The organism is Sphingomonas trueperi, from assembly GCF_040545665.1.
Lineage (GTDB): Bacteria > Pseudomonadota > Alphaproteobacteria > Sphingomonadales > Sphingomonadaceae > Sphingomonas > Sphingomonas trueperi_B.
Genome location: NZ_JBEPMH010000001.1, coordinates 1,445,627 through 1,463,092 on the forward strand (window position 1 = coordinate 1,445,627; position 17,466 = coordinate 1,463,092).

Genomic DNA, 17,466 nt, shown 5'->3' on the forward strand with positions numbered 1-17,466 from the left:
TATTCACCTCGGAGGCGATCTTGCTGCCATCGCAGGCTATTGAACGGTTTTTGCAATCGTTGGTCGGGTTTGATGCTCATATGGAGTTCGTGCTGAGCTTCGTTGCATCTAGAAAAAGTGACTCTTGGAGCCTGCATAAGGGAGTCATAAACTACAACATCCCCGGAGACGTTGTTCAAGAGGTTTGGGTAGAAACCGACAATATTCGAGCTGCTAAGATCAAGATGGATCGTAGTGATTGTGAATTAGGGGATGTAATCGGTAGTTTGTTGGACGGCGTTATAGAGATAAGGGGGTGCCGGTATTACTTTCAGAAAAATGCAGACGATTTTTACGATGTTAAATTAGATGAAGCTCCAGGTGGAGTATCAAGCCGTCAGCTCCATGTACACGCTCTCACCTTGATCGGTGGCTTGCAAAATGAAATTATAAATCGGCCATCGTTTGATTGGGAGCTGCGCTCGCACAGCGAACCGTATGATGGGATGATTGACCTGCTGCAAACGGTCGGCATAGCGATTACAGAAAATACAAATGCAAGCTTTGAAGTTCGCTCGCCCATCGTCGTGGCGATTGATACTCGTTCGATGGTGCGAGGCTCTCGTGCCGACGTGAAAGTAAGGTTGGTCAAAGGCCTCGATTTTGGCAAAGCTGCCGTGGGTTATCGCATACTTGCGAACGGTAGTTTGTTCAGCCGAGGGGTTTGGGTCGCCGGGCACTTCAAGTGGGAGGATGAAGGCAATGTATGCGTGGGAAGCGGCCACTTCGACGTTCCCCCAGCAGCATTGATTCAGGCATTCGCGAGCTATGATGGCAAGGCGTTTCACAGCTGGTGGATTCATGATCCAGATAAATCGCAAAATCCAAGGCGTGCCGCGCTGGAGGTCTATGACCCCGGTCTTAAGATACTTACAGGGTATCTGAGGGGCGAGGGGTCTGATCCCGGAAAAGATCTTGAGTTTGCTGTGTCTTGGCTTGTGTGGCTTCTGGGTTTTAGTCCGTCTCATCTTGGGGTCAATTCCAAGATGAAAGATGCTGTCGACATACTTGTGTCGTCGCCAGAAGGAAATATAGCACTTGTTGAATGTACTACCGGCGTCCTAAAGGCCGGGCACAAGCCATCCGTCTTACTCGGAAGAGCGGCGGCAGTACGAGCAAGTCTGAACGCTACCAATAATTCCCATATCAAAGTTTACCCCATCATGGTTACCACGAAGTTGAGGGAGGAGATACTTCCCGAAATCAAAGAGGTCATGAATTCTGGAGTTTATGTTTTAACCAGAGATGATTTAGAGGCGTTGCTGATTCGTACAGCGATAGTAAACGACGCAAATATTCTGTTGGCTGAAATCGAGCAGGTCGCGGAGTCGGCTGCTAACGTATGATGAAGCAGATGGCGAGGCACACGGATGGTGCCTCGCTCATCCCAACTCACCCCTCCACCCCCAACTGCCAAAGCACGAACGCCATCTCGTCGGCATATTCGCGCAAACTCTCCCACCGCCCGGACTTGCCGCCATGGCCGGCGCCCATATTGGTCTTGAGCAGCAGGATATTGTCGTCGGTCTTGGTCGCGCGCAGGCGGGCGGCCCATTTGGCGGGCTCCCAATAGGTCACGCGCGGGTCGTTGAGGCCGCCCGAGATCAGCATCGGCGGGTACGCTTGTGCCTTCACATTGTCGTACGGGCTGTAGCTGCGGATCAGCTCGAACGCCGCCTTGTCCTCGATCGGGTTGCCCCATTCGGGCCACTCGCCGGGGGTGAGCGGCAGGCTCTCGTCGAGCATGGTGTTGAGCACGTCGACGAACGGCACGTCGGCGATCACCGCGCCCCACAGCTCGGGGTCCGAATTGACCACCGCGCCCATCAGCTCGCCGCCCGCCGATCGGCCGGCGATGGCGATCCGGCCCGGCGCGGTATAGCCGAGGGTGATCAGCCCCTTCGCCACGTCGACGAAATCGTGGAAGGTGTTGGTGCGCTTCTCCAGCTTGCCTTCGTGATACCAGTGCTGGCCGAGATCGTCGCCGCCGCGGATATGGGCGATGGCGAAGGCCATGCCGCGATCGAGGAACGACATGCGGCTGGTCGAGAAGCCCGGTGGGATGGCGTGGCCATAGGCGCCGTACGCATAGAGATAGAGCTTGCCGGTGCCGTCGCGCGGGAAGTCGTGCGGATAGACGATCGAGACGGGGACGGCGGTGCCGTCGCGCGCGGTGATGGTCAGGCGCTCGGTGCGATACTTGGCTCCGTCATAGCCGCTGGGGATCTCCTGGACCTTGAGCGTTTCCAGCGCGCCCGTCGCGACGTCGTAATCCTGGACGGTGCCGGGGGTGACCATCGATTCATAGCCGAGCCGCAGCTTGGTGACGGCATATTCGGGGTTGTCGCCCAGGCCCGCGACATAGCTTGCCTCGGGGAAGGTCAGGCGCACCGGGGGGATGGCGGGGTCGTAGCGGTGCAGCGCGACCTGATCGAGCCCGTCCTCGCGGCCCTCGACGATGAAGAAATCGGCGAAGCAACTGACCCCCGTCATGTAGAAATGGCGCGAGGGGGCGATGCGCTCGGTCCATTCGCCCGGGGCCGAGATCGGCGCGGTGACGAGGCGCCAGTTGGTGTCGGTATCGTTGGTGTGGATGAACAGCGTGCCGTCATGCTCGTCGACGTCATATTCGCGGCCGGGCTTGCGCGGGGCGACGCACACGGGCGTGGCGGCGGGGTTGTCGGCGGGGAGCAGCCAGACCTCGCTCGTCACATGGTCGCCGGTGGCGATGGTCAGCCATTTGCGCGACGAGGTCTCGCCGACCGCGACGCGGTAGCCTTCGTCGGCCTCGCGGAACAGCTCGATGTCGCTGTCCACCGGCTCGCCGAGCTTGTGCCAGCGGGCATTGTCGGTGCGCCAGTTCTCGTTGGCGAGGCCGTAGAGGAAGCCCTTGGAATCCGCGGTCCAGACGATGTCGGAGAGCATGCCCGAGATGGTGTCGGGCAGGAGCTCGCCGGTGGTGAGGTCCTTGACCCGGACTTCGAACCGTTCCGAGCCGTTGTCGTCATAGGCATAGGCGAGCAGCCGGCCGTCGGGGCTCACCGCAATCTCGCCGAGGCGGAAATATTCCTTGCCGGCGGCGAGCGGGGTCTCGTCGAGGATCAGCTGGTCCTCGCCGCCGGCGACGGGCTTGCGCCACCAGCGGGCATATTCGGCGCCGACCTCGTGATCGGTCCAGTAGAGCCAGTCGCCGTCCTTCTGGGGGACGCTGGCCTCGTCTTCCTTGATGCGGCCGCGCATCTCCTGGAACAGCGTCTCGGCGAGCGGCTTGTGCGGCGCCATGATCGCGTCGAAATAGGCGTTCTCGGCCTCGAGATAGGCGAGGACGTCCTTGTCGGTGACCTCGGGATAGCCGGGGTCGCGCAGCCAGGCCCAGGGGTCTTCGATGGTGATGCCGTGATGGGTGACGCTGTGCGGGCGGGTCGCGGCGACGGGCGGCGTGGGGTTTTCGCTCATGGCGACGTTGTAGGAAGTCGTGGGGGTTGGGCAAGTCCCGATGCCCCAAGATCCTCCCCCAGCGGGGGAGGGGGACCGCCGCCGAAGGCGGTGGTGGAGGGGTGTCCCCGCTGCCGTGGAGGACACGCCCCCAGCGGTTACACCCCTCCGTCGCGCTGCGCGCGCCACCTCCCCTTGCAGGGGAGGATTTCAGTCGAAGCTTACGCCCGCGTGCCCGTGATCGGGAAGCTGCCGAAGGCGCCCGCGGTGACGGTGCCGTCGAGGCTGTCGCCGGTGACGGTCGCTTCGCAGGTGAGCGTCATCGGCATCGGCACCGAGATGTCGAGCGACCAGCTGAGCGTGTCGCCATTGACCTTGCCGTCCTTGATCTCGGTCTGGCCCATCGCGCCGTTGAAGCTGCCGGTGAAGCTGTCGCCGTTGCTGGTGACGGTGAGCGTCGCCTGCTGGTCGCCCAGCGGCGACTTGGTCACGGTGTTCCAGCTGCCATCCACATTCGCCATTTGGATCTCTCCTACTTGCCAGGTTACTTGGTTGCCGGCGGGGCCTTCCCCGCCAGAGAACTCGCGCTGATCACCTCGACAGGCAGGCCGAGGCTGTCAAGCTGCGGGCGGACCTTGGCGGCGTCGCCCACCACCACCCAAACGAAGCGATCGACGTCGAGTGCCCCGCGTGCCGCAGCGTCAAGCTGGGCGGCGGTGAGCGCGCGATATTTTTGCGCGATGCTGTCGTAATAATCGTCCGGGCGATGGCGGAGGTCGTTCTGCTGCATCGCGCCGAGCACCGCGCCCGCGGTTTCGAATCGCCCGGCCAGCTCGCGGGTGGCGCCGTTGACCTCGCGGGTGAGCTCGGCCGGGGTGACGCCCTTGGTCGTCAGGAAGTCGCGGACCTGCTGGCGGATCGCCTGGATCGAGTCCCCGGTGCGGTCCGCCTGGACCGGCGCGTTCACCGCATAGGGCACGGCATGCTCCAGCCAGTTGAACCCGCCGCCCGCGCCGTAGGACCAGTGCTTGTTCTCGCGCAGCTCCATGTTGATGCGCGACAGGAAGCCGCCGCCCAGCACCTGGTTGGCGGTGACCGCGACGAGCAGGTCGCCGGTGGGATCGAGCGCCGTCATCTGCCCTGCCTGAATCAGCGACTGGGGCGAAGCGGGCCGGTCGACCAGCACGATGCGGGCGCCGGACGGCTGCGGCTTGCCGGCGAACGCCTTGACGCCGGCCGCGCCCTCACCCTTCCAGTCGCCGAAGCGCGCCTCCAGCGCCGCCTTCACCTGCGCCAGCGGCAGGTCGCTGACGACGAAGATCTTGGCCTTGTCCGGCCGGATCCAGGCGCGGTGGAACGCGAACAGATCGTCGCGCGACAATTTGGCTATCGCGGCGGGATCGCCCGAGCCGTTGCCGAGCTTGGCATAGGGATAGGCGCTGCCATAGAGCAGGCCCGGCAGCACGCGGTTGGCGAGGCCGCTCGGATCGCTCAGCTCGAACTGGATGCCGGTCAGCGTCGTGGCGCGCAGCCGTTCGACTTCGTTCGGGGCGAAGGCCGGGTGCCGCACGACATCGGCAAACAGATCGACCGCGCCGCCCAGGTTGGCGCTCGGCACGCCCAGCGTGAGGTAGGTGCGGTCGGCCGAGCTGCCCGAACCGATATTGGCGCCCAGCCGCTCCTCGGCCTCGGCGATCGCGATCGAATCGCGGCGGGTGGTGCCTTCCTCGAGCAGCGAGAGCGCGAGGTTCTGGGTGCCGGCCTTGCCATCCGGATCGGCGGTGACGCCCGCGTCGAAGCTCAGCGACACCTGGGTGATCGGCACCGCGCTCTGCTGTGCGTAGATCAGCTCCATGCCGTTGGACAGCTTGGTGCGGGCCACGTCGGGGAAACGGATGTCGCGCACCGGGCCGACATCGGGCAGGGCCCCGCGATCGCCCTTGGGGATCGCTTCCTCGGCCGCCGGCTTGGCCGGGGGCACCGGGGTGGATTCCTCATAGGCGGCGCGGTCGCCCGGCTCGACGCGGATGGTGAGCGCGGGACGCGCCAGCCATTTGGCGGCAGCGGCGCGCGCCTTTTCCGGCGTTACCGCCGCGAGCGCGGCAAGGCGCTTGCGGAAGAAGCCCGGGTCGTTCGAATAGAGCGCGCCCTCGGCCAGGGCCGATGCCTGGGCGCGGGTCGATTCCAGCCCGGCAATCGTGCCGGCGACGTTGCTGGTGGCGACGCGCTGCACCTCATCGGCGGTGGGTCCCTTGGCGATCAGATCGGCCAGGATGGCGTCGATCCGCTGGTTGACCAGCGCCGGGTCTACCCCCGGCTTCACCACCGCCTGGATCTGGAACATGCCGAGCTGCGCCATCGGGCTGGCCCCCGCGGAGACGTTGACCGCCAGCTTCTCCTTGCGGACCAGCGCATTGTCGAGCCGCGAGCTGGCCAGGCCGCCCAGCACTTCGCCGAACACCTGCAGCGCCGGTGTCTCGGCATCGTTGAGGCCGGGGATCGCCCAACTGCGCACGATCAGGGTGGCGGGTACGCGGTCCTTCAGCACAACGGTCTTGGCGGCGGGCAGCGTCGGCACCGTCACCTGGGGCAGGTGGCCCTTGGGGCCCTGGGGAATCGCGCCGAAATATTTCTCGACCAGCGGCCGCGCCTCTGCGGCGTCGATATCCCCGGCCAGCACCAGCACGGCGTTGTTCGGACCATAATGATCGTGGAACCAGCCCTTCACATCGGCGAGGCTCGCCTTGTCGAGATCGGCCATCGATCCGATCGGGGTATGGCCATACGGGGTGGTGCCCAGCAGTTCCTGGAAAAGCGTGTACTGGATCAGGCCATAGGGGCGGTTGTCGCCCTGGCGCTTCTCGTTCTGGACGACGCCGCGCTGCTCGTCGAGGACGCCCTGGGTGATGGCCGGGGTCAACCAGCCCATGCGATCGCTCTCGAGGAACAGCGCGCGGGCGAGCGCGGGCTTGGGCACCGTCTCGAAATAGTTGGTGCGATCGAAGCTGGTGGTGCCGTTGAGATCGGTGGCGCCGACCTGCTTGAGCGGCTCGAAGAAATCGCCAGGGGCGTTCTGCGAGCCGTTGAACATCAGATGCTCGAACAGATGCGCGAAGCCTGTCTTGCCCGCGGGCTCCGACTTGGAGCCGACATCGTACCAGACCGAAACCGCGACGACCGGCGCCTTGCGATCGGTATGGACGATCACGCGCAGCCCGTTGGCGAGGGTGAACTGCTCATAGGGGAGCTTCACCTGGTCGACCAGCGTGGAAAGCGGTGCGGGGGTGGTCGCGATGGGCGCCTGCTGGGCGAAGGCGGGCAGGGCAGGCGCGGCGAGCGCGATCAGGGCAGTGGTGCAGAGCAGGCGCATGGACGGCATCGAAGCGGAATCCCCCACAGAATGTGATGGGCCGCACCATAGCCGCGCGGGCGGGGGCGGCAAGCATCGGCAGGCATCGGCAAGCTGCATGCTTTGATCGGGTGACTTTTCGTCCACTCCGGCCGCTACGGTCATGCCGTCCGACGGCGCGCGCATCCGGCGGTCTAGCGGCCGGATGCGGCTCCGCGCGCACCATGCAGCGCCAGCTGGTCCAGTCGCAGCGCGATCCTTTCTCGGATCTGGTCGGTCGTCATCGACGCGGTCGGCTCGGACGAAGACCGGTCCGGCTTCTCTCCGCGTGCCCGGCAGCGCGCGCGATAGGCTTCCTCCACGGCTTCCAGCTCCGTGAGGGCTTTCGCGCGTTCGGGACTGTCGTCGCGCAGCGTCTCGCCGGCAATGCGATCGGACCAACTCCGCCGACGCGACTCCTTGGGCGAGATGCGAGAGGGGGTGGCCTTCGCCGTTCCCACCGATTTCAGCAGCCGCGCTGCCCGGTAACGCCGGTACATCCTGACTGCGTAGCCACCGGTAAGAACGGCAACGACGATACAGGTATTGATATACCAGGTCGAGTTGGCCTGCGGCGCATAGCTGACGAGCACGTACATCGCCGCACTCAGCAACGTCATGAAGACGAAATAGACGAGAAACTCCAAGGCTTCCCGCCAATACCCCCGTCCCGCGGCGACAATCATGTGCGGCTCCCCTTTATCCCCGCCGTCCCCGCAACACACCGGACTTGACGGATTTATCGTTCCACGTCTGGTTAGACAGCCCGCATCGTTAAGAAAGTGTGCAGGTGCGCATTGCGCCGGTGCTGCAGGCCTGGAGAGGGACGTATCGGCCCCTCGCGCCATCTTCCACCCGGCCGCCTTTGGCGCTAGCACCCGGCGATGGATACCCAGAAGCTCGCCGTCCCCCGTTCGCTGTTCGTCTACGCCATCCTCTATGGCGGCATGGTCTGCATGGCGGGCGTGCTGGGGGTGAAGCAGGTCGCGCTCGGCCCGCTGGCGGTGGAGGCGGGGATCTTCGCCTTCCTGCTGCTCGTCGTGCTGTCGAGCGCGGTGGCCGAGCTGCACGGCCAGGCGATCGCCACCGGGCTGGTGCGGCTGGGTTTCGTGCCGCTGCTGATGTCCGCCGCGCTGATCCAGCTGGTGCTGATCCTGCCGACCGATCCCGGCATGTACCCGCCTGCGGTCGCCGCCTTCCCGATCGTGGTGGGGCAGGGGATGAGGATGATGCTCGCGGGGTTCATCTCCTACGGCACCTCGCAGACGCTCAACGTGTTCATCTTCAACAAGCTGCGCGGGCGCGAGGGGCCGGGCGGGCTGGTCTGGTTCCGCGGGATGGTGGCGAGCGTGGTGTCGCAGATCGTCGATACCGTGCTGTTCATCAGCATCTCCTTTCTCGGCGAGCGGCCGATCCTGGAGCTGATGGCCGGGCAGATGCTCACCAAGGTGGTGCTGTCGATCGTGCTCGTGCCGTTCCTGATCACCGGCGCGGTGGCGCTGGGACGCGCTCTCGATGGACGTAGGGCCTGAGCGGCTCTAAAGGGCCGCGCATGACCGACCACGCACCCCATCCGGCGCTGCTCGCCAAGGCCGAAACCCTCACCGAGGCGCTGCCCTATCTGCAGCGCTATGCCGGCGCCACCTTCGTCGTGAAATATGGCGGCCACGCCATGGGCGATCCCGAGCTGGCGCGCGACTTCGCCGAAGACGTGGTGTTACTGAAGGCGGTGGGGATCAACCCGATCGTCGTCCATGGCGGCGGCCCGCAGATCGGGCGGATGCTCAAGCGGCTCGGCGTCGAATCGACCTTCGTCGGCGGTCTGCGCGTCACCGACAAGGCGACCGCCGAGATCGCCGAGATGGTCCTGGCGGGCTCGATCAACAAGGAAATCGTCGCCTGGATCGCGGCGGCCGGCGGCAGGGCCGTGGGCATCTCGGGCAAGGATGCCGGCCTCGTCCGCGCCGAGAAGGTGCAGCGCAGCGAGGCCGATCCGCTGCAGGGCATCGAGCGGCACGTCGACCTGGGCTTCGTCGGCGAGCCGGTGGCGGTGGACATCTCCATCCTCCAGTCGCTCGCGGCGTCGGGCTTCATCCCGGTGGTGTCGCCGATCGCGCTGGGCGCGGACGGGCACACCTACAACATCAACGCCGATACCATGGCGGGGGCGATCGCCGGGGCATGCGGCGCCAAGCGCTTCTTCCTGCTCACCGACGTGCCGGGCGTGCTGAGCAAGACCGGCGACCTGCTGACCGATCTCGATGCGGCGCGGGTGCAGGCGCTCAAGGACGACGGCACCATCTCGGGCGGCATGATCCCCAAGGTGGAGACCTGCGTGAACGCGGTCGCGGCGGGCGTCGATGCGGCGGTGATCCTCGACGGGCGCATCCCGCACGGCATGCTGCTGGAAATCTTTACCCGCCAGGGCGTAGGCACGCTCGTCCACAGCTGATTGTTCGGCGCGCGTTTCATCCTATATCGCACCTGAAACGGTGTCGCGGAGAGTGAATTGACCCAGATTGGCCTGATGCTGCTGCAGATCGTGCAGGTGGTGCTGAACATCGTCTGGTGGATCATCGTGATCCAGGCGGTCCTGTCGTGGCTGATCGCGTTCAACGTCATCAACACGCACAGCGACTTCGTCCGCGCGGTGTGGACCGCGCTGCAGCGGATGACCGAGCCGCTGTACCGCCCGATCCGCCGCATCCTGCCGGACTTCGGCGCGCTCGACATCTCGCCGCTGGTCGTGCTGCTGATCCTCTACATCCTGCAGAACATCGTGATCCCGCGGATCGCGATCATGATCGCCGGCGCCGCGCTCTGAGCCGTGCCGGCCTGGCGGCCTAGCGCCACGGGGCTCGAGATCGCCGTGCGCGTGACGCCCCGGGCGTCGCGCGACGTGCTGGCGGCCGGGACGGAGGAGCATTTCGCCGCCCGCCTTGCCGCCCCGCCGGTGGAGGGCGCCGCCAACGCCGCGCTGGTGCCGCTGGTCGCCAAGGCGTTCGGGGTGCCCAAGCGCGACGTGACGCTGATCGCGGGCGAAACGTCGCGGCTCAAGCGACTTTCGATCGCCGGGGACGGTGCGGCGCTGGAACAAATCGCCCGCAGCCTCTATGGCGAGGCGCATGACGGCTGAGATCATCGACGGCAAGGCATTTGCCGCGGGCCTGCGCGCCCGCATCGCGACCCTGGTTCCTGCATTCGAAGCGGCGGCGGGGCGCGTGCCCGGCCTCGCCGTGGTGCTGGTGGGCGAGGACCCGGCGTCCGCCGTCTATGTCCGCTCCAAGGGCAAGCAGACCCGCGAGGCCGGGATGGCGAGCTTCGAGCACAAGCTGTCGGCCGATACGACGCAGGAAGCGCTGCTCGCGCTGGTCGACCAGCTCAATGCGGACGCCAGCGTCGACGGCATCCTCGTCCAGCTGCCGCTGCCCAGGCATATCGACGAGCAGGCAGTGCTGCTGCGCATCTCGCCCGAGAAGGACGTCGACGGCTTCCACCCGGTCAATGCCGGCCGCCTCGCCACGGGTCTCGAAGGCTTCGTGCCCTGCACCCCGCTCGGCTGCCTGATGCTGCTGCAGGACAAGCTCGGCAGCCTGTCGGGCCTCGACGCGGTCGTGATCGGCCGCTCGAACATCGTCGGCAAGCCGATGGCGGCACTGCTCACCAAGGCGAGCGCGACGGTGACGATCGTCCATTCGCGCACCCGCAACCTGCCGCATTATCTCCGCCACGCGGACATCGTCGTCGCGGCGGTGGGCATCCCGCACTTCGTCAAGGGTGAGTGGTTGAAGCCAGGCGCGACGGTGATCGACGTCGGCATCAACCGCACCGACAATGGCCTGGTCGGCGATGTCGACTTCGACGGCGCGGCGAGCGTCGCGGGGGCGATCACGCCGGTGCCGGGCGGCGTCGGCCCGATGACGATCGCCTGCCTGCTGCGCAACACGCTGGTCGCCGCGCACCGCAATGCGGGGGTACCGCTCGAGGCAGACGCGATTTGATCGAGCTGTTCGTCTCGTCCTTCGTCACCTTCTTCGTCATCATCGACCCGCCCGGCTGCGCGCCGATCTTCGCGGGGCTGACGGCGGGGACCAATGCCGTGCATCGCCGCGCGATGGCGGTGCGCGCGGTGATGGTCGCCTCGATCATCCTGCTCGGCTTCGCGCTGTTCGGCGAGGCGCTGCTCCACGCGCTGGGGATCAGCCTCAACGCCTTCCGCATCGCCGGCGGCATCATGCTGTTCCTGATCGCGCTGGAAATGGTGTTCGAGAAGCGCACCGAACGCCGCGAGGACCGCGCCGAGAAGGTGAAGGCCGAGGATCCGGTCGACATCTCGATCTTCCCGATGGCGATGCCGATGATCGCCGGGCCGGGCTCGATCGCCTCGGTGATGCTGCTGATGGCGCAGAGCAAGGGGATCGAGCAATCGCTGGTCGTGCTCTCGGCGATGCTGGCGGTGCTGCTGCTGTGCGTGCTGGCACTGCTCGCGGCGGGGCCGATCATGCGGATCGTCGGCGCCAAGATCGAGGCGGTGGTGTCGCGGCTGCTCGGCGTGCTGCTCGCGGCGCTGGCGGTGCAGTTCGTGATCGACGGTATCCGCGCGGCACTGGCGGCGGGGTAGGGCCGACACGCGCAGATCGGTTGGCGAGCGCAACGTTTCGCTTCATACCGGGGGATGGCATCGACCCCCGCACCCACTCCGACACAGCGCAACGCCGGCATCGATCTGGTGCGGGTGCTCATGACGATGCTCGTCATCCTGCACCATAGCGCGATCGTCTATGGCGGGTCCGGGGGGTGGTTCTGGCGGCAGGAGCCCAACGCGTCGAATCCGCTGCTGGTGATGTTCAACGCGGTCAACCAGTCCTATTTCATGGGCCTGTTCTTCCTGCTGGCAGGCTATTACACGCCTGCCTCGTTCGACCGGAAAGGCGCCGGCCGCTATCTGGCGGACCGCTGGATCCGGCTCGGGCTGCCGCTGCTGGCGTTCTTCTTCGTGCTGTTCCCGCTCACCGTCGAGATTGCCGACGCCACCGGCGGCGCGGACCTGCTGCGGCGCTGGGGGCAGGGGATTGTTGGCGGAACGCATGGCCCCGGCCCGCTCTGGTTCGCACTGGCGCTGCTGATCTTCGCGCATGCCTATGCGCTGTTGCGCTGGGCGGGCGCGTTTCCGGCCAATGGACGCACGGCGGCAGCGCTGCCGCGGCCGAGGACGCTCCTGCCGGCGATGATCGGGATCGGCATGGTGGCGTTCGTGGTTCGGCTGGTCATCCCCGTCGGCCACGAGGTGCTCTGGCTGCAGCTCGGTTTTTTCCCGCTTTATATCCTGCTGTTCGTCACCGGCATCGCCGCCGCACCGCATCGTCTGCTGGAACGGATACCCCTGCGCGCGGCCGTGCCCTGGCTCGCGGTTGCCATCCTTGCCGTCGTGACGTTGCCCATCATGATCATGCTGCACGGGGTTGGCGGGGGCTTCGAAGGCGGGTGGAACGGCAACGCGCTCTATTATGCGTTGTGGGAGCCGTTCGTCGCGACGGGCGTGATCCTGACGCTGTTCGCCTGGGCGGCGACTCCGGCGCGGCGCTCGGGCCCGGTAGGCCGGTGGTTCGCGGCGAACGCGTTCGGCGCGTTCGTGGTGCACGCACCGGTCCTTGTTGCGCTCAGCAGGTGGGCCGCGACCTTGCCCTATACGCCTTGGGTCAAGTTCGTCGGCGTTTCCGCCGCGGCCTGTATTGGTGCCTTCGTGGTTGCCGCCGCCTTGCGGGCGATCCCCGGCGTGCGGCGCGTTCTCTGACTATCCCCGCGTAGGATCGCCGGAGCCAACGCGGCGCTGTAGCATTTGTGCAGCGCGGCATCCTCGCCGCGTCCAGCGAAGGACTGCACGACCATGCGCCTGCCCCTCCTGAAGCCCGACCAGCTCTCCGACGACCAGAAGCCGCTCTACGAGGATATGAAGCGCGGCATCTCGTCCAACTTCAATGCCTTCGTCGCGGTGGGCTCGGACGGCAGCCTGATGGGGCCGTGGAACCCGTGGCTGCACGAGCCCAAGATCGGCGGCGCGATCTGGGCGCTGACCAAGGCGATGTCGATGGAAGCGACGCTGCCCGATCCGGCGCGGCAGGTCGCGATCCTCGTCACCGGGGCGCATTTCGATGCGGCGTACGAACTCTACGCGCATGTCGCGGTGGCCGAGGCCGAGAAGATGTCCCCGGCACGGATCTCGGCGATCTGCGCGGGGCTCAAGCCCGCCGATTTGGACGAGCAGGAGAATGTCGCGTTCGACGTCGCCTATGCGCTGGTGAAGGGCGGGGTGCTGCCCGAGCCGTGCTATCGGCTGGCGGTCGATACCTTCGGCCAGCACGGCGCCAACGAACTGATCTATCTGGTGGGGCTGTACAGCCTGGTGTCGGTGACGCTCAACGGGTTCAACGTGCCGGTGCCCGAGCGGGAATAGGGGCTTCCGCCAGCCGCCCTCACCGACCCCGACTCACCCTCACCCTTCCGGCGCTGGGCGCCTCCCTCCCTCTCCCGCAGGCGGGAGAGGGATTCTTACCTCGGCCCTCTCCCGCCTGCGGGAGAGGGAGGGGCCCGCTGCCGAAGGCAGTGGGAGGGTGAGGGTGCCGGCTCAGCCGCCCATGCTGCCGCCCACCGATCCGCCCATATAGCCGCCGCGATGCCCGCCGCCGCCGCGCCGGCCGCCGCCCTCGCCACCACCGCCGCCGCGCCCGCCGCGACCCCCGCGCTTGAACGCGCCGGTGCGCAGTTCGGGAAGCTCGGCCTTGGTGATCTTGCCGTCATGGTTGGTATCGAGCAGATCGAAGCGGCGCTTGGCCGAGCTCATGAACTCGATCGCGCTCACGCCGCCGTTGAGGCTGGTGTCCGCCGCGGTTACCGGCTCGGGGCTGCCGAGATAGTTGAACCGGGCGAGGCCGCTCAGTACGCGGGTGGAGCCGATGTCGGCGGCCTTCACCTCGCCATTGTCGCCCATCGTCGGCCCGCCGGTCTCGAAGCCGCCGCCGCGCGCCTCGGGGGCAAGGACGGTCTCGTAATGCTCGATATCGGCAGGGTCGATCTCGCCGTCGCCCTTGCGGTCGAGGATCTTGAACCAGCGCATCGCATCGTCGCGGAACTCGTCGAGCGTCAGCGCGCCGTCATGATCGGCGTCGGCGCCGTCGAACCAGGCATCGGCGGGCGCCTTGCCGTCGGGGGTGCCGCGGAACGGCTCGCCCATCGGGCTGACGAACAGGCCGCGCGGACGCGGGCCCCCAGGGCCACCCGGTCCGCCCGGCGGCGGGGGACCGTCCTGCGCCTGTGCGCCGCTCGCCAGCACCAGCAACAGTCCTGCCAAACCCAGCATCCGCATCTTTGAACCCTCCACCCGAAAACCGATTCGTCCCGCTAGCTAGCGATTGTCGCAAAATTGTGCCCGCAAATTTCGGCTTGGGGGCAGGGGCGCGCTTGTGGCAGCAGGCAGCGCATGACCGGCGCCACCCCCATCACCCCCGATACCGAACATCGCGGCTTCATCGGCCTGCTGCCCAGCGGCTGGCGGCCCTACGCGCTGCTCGCCCGGCTGGACCGGCCGATCGGCTGGTGGCTGCTGTTCCTGCCCTGCGCCTGGGGCGCGCTGCTCTCGGGCCTGCCGGACGGGGCCTGGTGGCGGATCGGCGCGATGCTGCTCGGCGCGATCGCGATGCGCGGCGCGGGCTGCGTCTATAACGACATCGTCGACCGCGACCTCGACGCGCAGGTGGAGCGCACCCGCAGCCGCCCGCTGCCGAGCGGCGCCGTCTCGCTGCGCGCGGCCTGGACCTGGCTGGCGGTGCTGCTCGCGATCGGCCTGGCGGTGTGGCTCGCCATGCCGCTGCCCGCCAAGCTCTGGTCGCTGGCGACGCTGCCGGTGGTCGCCGCCTATCCGTTCATGAAGCGCATCACCTGGTGGCCGCAGGCGTTCCTCGGCATCGTGTTCGGATCGGGGGCGGTGGTGGGGTTCGTCGCGGGCGATCCCGGGGCGGCCTTTGCCAGCCGGCAGGGGGCGCAGTGGTGGCTCTATGCCGGCACGATCCTGTGGGTGATCGGCTATGACACGATCTACGCGTTGCAGGACGTGGAGGACGACGCGATCGTCGGGGTCCGCTCGTCGGCGCGGCGGATGGGGGCGCACGTCCGCGGCGGCGTCGGGCTGCTCTATGTCGGCGCGGTGGCCTTGTGGGGAGCGGCCTTGTGGACGGTGCGGCCCGATCCGCTCGCGCTGCTCGCGCTGCTGCCGGTGGCGGTGCATTTCGTCTGGCAGCTCGTGACGCTCAAGCCCGCCGACGGCGCCAATGCGCTGCGCCGCTTCCGCGCCAATCGCGATGCCGGGTTCCTGATGCTCGCCGCCTGCGCGGTGGTGGGAATGTCCGGACTTTGATTTTACGGCCCCGCGCTCCTAAGTCGCGGGGATGCTGAACAACGATCAGGCCCTGGAGCGCGCCGCCGATGCGGTGGCGCGTGCCCGCCGTGCCGGTGCCGACGCCGCCGATGCCGTCTTCTCCGCCGACCGCTCGCTTTCCGTCTCCGTCCGGATGGGGGCGCTGGAGGATGTCGAGCGCTCCGAGGCCGAGGAACTCGACCTGCGGGTGTTCGTCGGCAAGCGCTCGGCCAGCGTCTCGACCAGCGACCTGAGCAGCGATGCGATCTACACGCTGGTCGAGCGCGTGGTGGCGATGGCGCGCGAGGCGCCGGAGGACCAATGGGCGGGGCTCGCCCCGCAGGACCGGCTGATGCACGGCGCCCCGCCGAACCTCGATCTCGACGACGGCGCCGAGGTGGAGCCCGCCGCGCTCAAGGTCCGTGCGCTCGCCGCCGAGGAAGCCGCGCGCGGCGTGGCGGGCGTGACCAACAGCGAAGGCGCGGGCGCAGGCGCGAGCCGGGTGCAGCTCGCGCTCGTCACCAGCCACGGCTTTCACGGCGCCTATGCGCAATCGAGCCACGGCATCTCGGCCAGCGTGCTCGCCGGCAGCGGCGGCGCGATGGAGCGCGACCATGCCCACCATTCCGCCCGCCACGCGGCGATGCTCGACTCGCCCGAGGCGATCGGGCGGCTGGCGGGCGAGCGCGCGGTTGCCCGCCTCAACCCGCGCAAGATCGCCAGCGGCGCGATGCCGGTGGTGTTCGATCGCCGCGTCTCCTCCGGGCTGCTCGGGCACCTGATGGGGGCGATTTCCGGCGCGGCGATCACCCGCAAGACCAGTTTCCTGCTCGACGCGCTGGGCACCCAGATCTTCGCCCCCGGCGTGACCATCTGGGACGATCCGCACCGCCCGCGCGGCATGCGCTCGCGTGCATTCGACGGCGAGGGCTTGCCGGTCAGCCGCATGCAGATCGTCCGCGAAGGCATGCTGGAGACCTGGCTGCTCGAGAGCGCCGCCGCCCGCCAGCTGGGTCTCGAGCCGACCGGCCATGCCACCCGCGGCGGCGGCGGGGCGCCCGGCGTCTCGCCGAGCAATCTCTATATGGAGGCGGGCCATGTCCCCGCCGAGACGCTGATCGGCGAGATCGAGCACGGCCTCTATGTGTTCGAGCTGATCGGCCAGGGCGTCAACGGCGTCACCGGCGACTATAGCCGGGGTGCGGCAGGCTTCCTGATCGAGAAGGGCGAACTCACCGTGCCGGTCTCCGAGGTGACGATCGCGAGCAACCTCAAGGACATGTTCCTGGCGCTGACGCCTGCCAACGACCTCGAGTTCCGCTATGGCATCAACGCGCCGACGGTCCGCATCGACGGGATGACGATCGCCGGTGCCTGAGCTCGCCGCCGAGATCGCGGCGATCGCCGCCGACGCGGGCCGCCACGCCATGGCGCGCTGGCAAAGCGATTTCGCGCGCTGGGAAAAGGCGCCGGGCAACCCGGTCTGCGCGGTCGACCTGGAGGTGGACGCGCTGCTCCGCGAACGGCTGGGGGCGCTGCTCCCCGATGCCGGCTGGCTTTCCGAGGAGACGGTGGACAATGCCGATCGGCTGGCGCTCTCCCGGCTCTGGGTGGTCGATCCGATCGACGGCACCCGCGATTATTTGCGCGGGCGGCCCGGCTGGGCGGTCTCGATCGCGCTCGTCGAGAATGGCCAGCCGGTGATCGGGGTGCTCGATGCGCCCGCGCGCGGCGAGGTTTGGACGGCACGGGCGGGCGCGGGGGCATGGCGGAACGGCGTCGCGCTGCGGGCGGCCGAGCGCGCCGAGCTCCCCGGCGCACGAGTGCCGGCGGACCAGCTCCCCAGGGTCGACCGCGACCTGGTGACGGTGCCCAAGCCCAATTCGATCGCGCTGCGCATCGCGATGGTCGCAGCCGGCGAGGCGGACCTCGTCGCGACGCTGCGCTGGGGCCATGAATGGGACATCGCCGCCGCGGTGCTGCTCGCCCGCGAGGCCGGCGCGGCGGTGACCGATGCGCTGGGGCAACCGCTGGCCTTCAACACCCCCGCGGGCGAGGCGTACGGCGTACTGGCGACGACGCAGGGCATCCACTCCGCCGCCGTGACGCGGCTGGCGGACCGGGTGGAGCCGGGAAAGCGGTAGGCGCCGCCGATTACTGCCAAACTGCGTTGTTGCATTCACCGTCTACCAGC

General features: G+C 67.4%; 17 protein-coding genes. 12 read left to right on the forward strand and 5 right to left on the reverse strand.

The genetic code is table 11. From position 1 onward, the window contains the following. Positions 1–80: 80 nt before the first annotated feature. On the forward strand, positions 81–1,385 hold the full coding sequence (locus ABIC65_RS06775; RefSeq protein WP_354307658.1) for a hypothetical protein: 1,305 nt from the start codon (positions 81–83) through the stop codon (positions 1,383–1,385). Positions 1,386–1,431: 46 nt separating this feature from the next. Here the strand turns inward: ABIC65_RS06775 and ABIC65_RS06780 are convergent, their stop codons facing one another. The 4 genes from ABIC65_RS06780 to ABIC65_RS06795 form a co-directional block, all read right to left on the reverse strand. Next, a complete protein-coding gene (locus ABIC65_RS06780) occupies positions 1,432–3,495 on the reverse strand; it encodes a S9 family peptidase (RefSeq protein WP_354307660.1) in 2,064 nt (687 codons plus the stop codon). A gap of 200 nt (positions 3,496–3,695) precedes the next feature. Beyond that, complete coding sequence (locus tag ABIC65_RS06785) at positions 3,696–3,995, reverse strand: hypothetical protein (protein WP_354307661.1); 300 nt, start codon at positions 3,993–3,995, stop codon at positions 3,696–3,698. Between the two features lie 23 nt (positions 3,996–4,018). Further along, entirely contained in the window at positions 4,019–6,853 is a 2,835-nt protein-coding gene (locus ABIC65_RS06790) for a M16 family metallopeptidase (RefSeq protein WP_354307662.1), read from the reverse strand. 164 nt (positions 6,854–7,017) lie between these two features. After that, positions 7,018–7,548, reverse strand: coding sequence for a hypothetical protein (locus ABIC65_RS06795; protein ID WP_354307664.1), 531 nt, complete (start codon positions 7,546–7,548; stop codon positions 7,018–7,020). A gap of 198 nt (positions 7,549–7,746) precedes the next feature. Between ABIC65_RS06795 and ABIC65_RS06800 the strand changes: the two genes are divergently transcribed. The 8 genes from ABIC65_RS06800 (at position 7,747) to ABIC65_RS06835 (ending at position 13,316) form a co-directional block, all read left to right on the forward strand. Next, on the forward strand, positions 7,747–8,394 hold the full coding sequence (locus ABIC65_RS06800) for a queuosine precursor transporter (RefSeq protein WP_354307665.1): 648 nt from the start codon (positions 7,747–7,749) through the stop codon (positions 8,392–8,394). Between the two features lie 20 nt (positions 8,395–8,414). Further along, positions 8,415–9,314 (forward strand): acetylglutamate kinase, encoded by a 900-nt coding sequence (gene argB, locus ABIC65_RS06805; RefSeq protein ID WP_010544919.1) that lies wholly within the window; start codon positions 8,415–8,417, stop codon positions 9,312–9,314. A 75-nt stretch (positions 9,315–9,389) separates the two neighbouring features. Then, positions 9,390–9,686 carry a YggT family protein gene (locus ABIC65_RS06810; RefSeq protein ID WP_354307793.1) on the forward strand — a complete coding sequence of 99 codons (297 nt, stop codon included), beginning with the start codon at positions 9,390–9,392 and terminating at the stop codon, positions 9,684–9,686. A 3-nt stretch (positions 9,687–9,689) separates the two neighbouring features. After that, a complete protein-coding gene (locus tag ABIC65_RS06815; protein ID WP_354307666.1) occupies positions 9,690–9,998 on the forward strand; it encodes a DUF167 domain-containing protein in 309 nt (102 codons plus the stop codon). Next, positions 9,988–10,863, forward strand: a complete 876-nt coding sequence (folD, locus tag ABIC65_RS06820; protein ID WP_354307668.1) for a bifunctional methylenetetrahydrofolate dehydrogenase/methenyltetrahydrofolate cyclohydrolase FolD — start codon at positions 9,988–9,990, stop codon at positions 10,861–10,863. Before ABIC65_RS06815 ends, folD begins: the two co-directional genes overlap by 11 nt. Beyond that, positions 10,860–11,483 carry a MarC family protein gene (locus ABIC65_RS06825; RefSeq protein ID WP_354307669.1) on the forward strand — a complete coding sequence of 208 codons (624 nt, stop codon included), beginning with the start codon at positions 10,860–10,862 and terminating at the stop codon, positions 11,481–11,483. Before folD ends, ABIC65_RS06825 begins: the two co-directional genes overlap by 4 nt. 54 nt (positions 11,484–11,537) lie before the next feature. Then, a complete protein-coding gene (locus ABIC65_RS06830) occupies positions 11,538–12,656 on the forward strand; it encodes an acyltransferase (RefSeq protein ID WP_354307670.1) in 1,119 nt (372 codons plus the stop codon). Between the two features lie 93 nt (positions 12,657–12,749). Continuing rightward, complete coding sequence (locus ABIC65_RS06835) at positions 12,750–13,316, forward strand: carboxymuconolactone decarboxylase family protein (protein WP_354307672.1); 567 nt, start codon at positions 12,750–12,752, stop codon at positions 13,314–13,316. Between the two features lie 171 nt (positions 13,317–13,487). On the opposite strand, the gene ABIC65_RS06840 is transcribed toward ABIC65_RS06835, so the two are convergent. Then, entirely contained in the window at positions 13,488–14,225 is a 738-nt protein-coding gene (locus ABIC65_RS06840) for an EF-hand domain-containing protein (protein ID WP_354307673.1), read from the reverse strand. Positions 14,226–14,339: 114 nt separating this feature from the next. Here ABIC65_RS06840 and ubiA point away from each other — a divergent pair, with 114 nt between their 5' ends. From ubiA to ABIC65_RS06855, 3 genes are read left to right on the forward strand one after another with little or no spacing between them, the layout of a single operon-like run. Beyond that, positions 14,340–15,272: a 4-hydroxybenzoate octaprenyltransferase gene (ubiA, locus tag ABIC65_RS06845; protein WP_354307674.1), complete on the forward strand. Its 933-nt coding sequence runs from the start codon at positions 14,340–14,342 to the stop codon at positions 15,270–15,272. Positions 15,273–15,303: 31 nt separating this feature from the next. After that, the gene (locus ABIC65_RS06850) at positions 15,304–16,650 is read left to right on the forward strand and encodes a TldD/PmbA family protein (protein WP_354307676.1); all 1,347 of its coding nucleotides are present in this window, start codon (positions 15,304–15,306) and stop codon (positions 16,648–16,650) included. Next, positions 16,643–17,416 (forward strand): 3'(2'),5'-bisphosphate nucleotidase CysQ, encoded by a 774-nt coding sequence (locus ABIC65_RS06855; protein WP_354307677.1) that lies wholly within the window; start codon positions 16,643–16,645, stop codon positions 17,414–17,416. Before ABIC65_RS06850 ends, ABIC65_RS06855 begins: the two co-directional genes overlap by 8 nt. Positions 17,417–17,466: the final 50 nt, after the last annotated feature.

Excerpts from the sequence above, each read along its gene's own strand:
- ABIC65_RS06775 (WP_354307658.1), top strand. The coding sequence starts at position 81 with ATGGAGTTCGTGCTGAGCTTCGTTGCATCTAGAAAAAGTGACTCTTGG.
- ABIC65_RS06780 (WP_354307660.1), bottom strand. The coding sequence starts at position 3,495 with ATGAGCGAAAACCCCACGCCGCCCGTCGCCGCGACCCGCCCGCACAGC.
- ABIC65_RS06785 (WP_354307661.1), bottom strand. The coding sequence starts at position 3,995 with ATGGCGAATGTGGATGGCAGCTGGAACACCGTGACCAAGTCGCCGCTG.
- ABIC65_RS06790 (WP_354307662.1), bottom strand. The coding sequence starts at position 6,853 with ATGCCGTCCATGCGCCTGCTCTGCACCACTGCCCTGATCGCGCTCGCC.
- ABIC65_RS06795 (WP_354307664.1), bottom strand. The coding sequence starts at position 7,548 with ATGATTGTCGCCGCGGGACGGGGGTATTGGCGGGAAGCCTTGGAGTTT.
- ABIC65_RS06800 (WP_354307665.1), top strand. The coding sequence starts at position 7,747 with ATGGATACCCAGAAGCTCGCCGTCCCCCGTTCGCTGTTCGTCTACGCC.
- argB (WP_010544919.1), top strand. The coding sequence starts at position 8,415 with ATGACCGACCACGCACCCCATCCGGCGCTGCTCGCCAAGGCCGAAACC.
- ABIC65_RS06810 (WP_354307793.1), top strand. The coding sequence starts at position 9,390 with ATGCTGCTGCAGATCGTGCAGGTGGTGCTGAACATCGTCTGGTGGATC.
- folD (WP_354307668.1), top strand. The coding sequence starts at position 9,988 with ATGACGGCTGAGATCATCGACGGCAAGGCATTTGCCGCGGGCCTGCGC.
- ABIC65_RS06830 (WP_354307670.1), top strand. The coding sequence starts at position 11,538 with ATGGCATCGACCCCCGCACCCACTCCGACACAGCGCAACGCCGGCATC.
- ABIC65_RS06835 (WP_354307672.1), top strand. The coding sequence starts at position 12,750 with ATGCGCCTGCCCCTCCTGAAGCCCGACCAGCTCTCCGACGACCAGAAG.
- ABIC65_RS06840 (WP_354307673.1), bottom strand. The coding sequence starts at position 14,225 with ATGCGGATGCTGGGTTTGGCAGGACTGTTGCTGGTGCTGGCGAGCGGC.
- ubiA (WP_354307674.1), top strand. The coding sequence starts at position 14,340 with ATGACCGGCGCCACCCCCATCACCCCCGATACCGAACATCGCGGCTTC.
- ABIC65_RS06850 (WP_354307676.1), top strand. The coding sequence starts at position 15,304 with ATGCTGAACAACGATCAGGCCCTGGAGCGCGCCGCCGATGCGGTGGCG.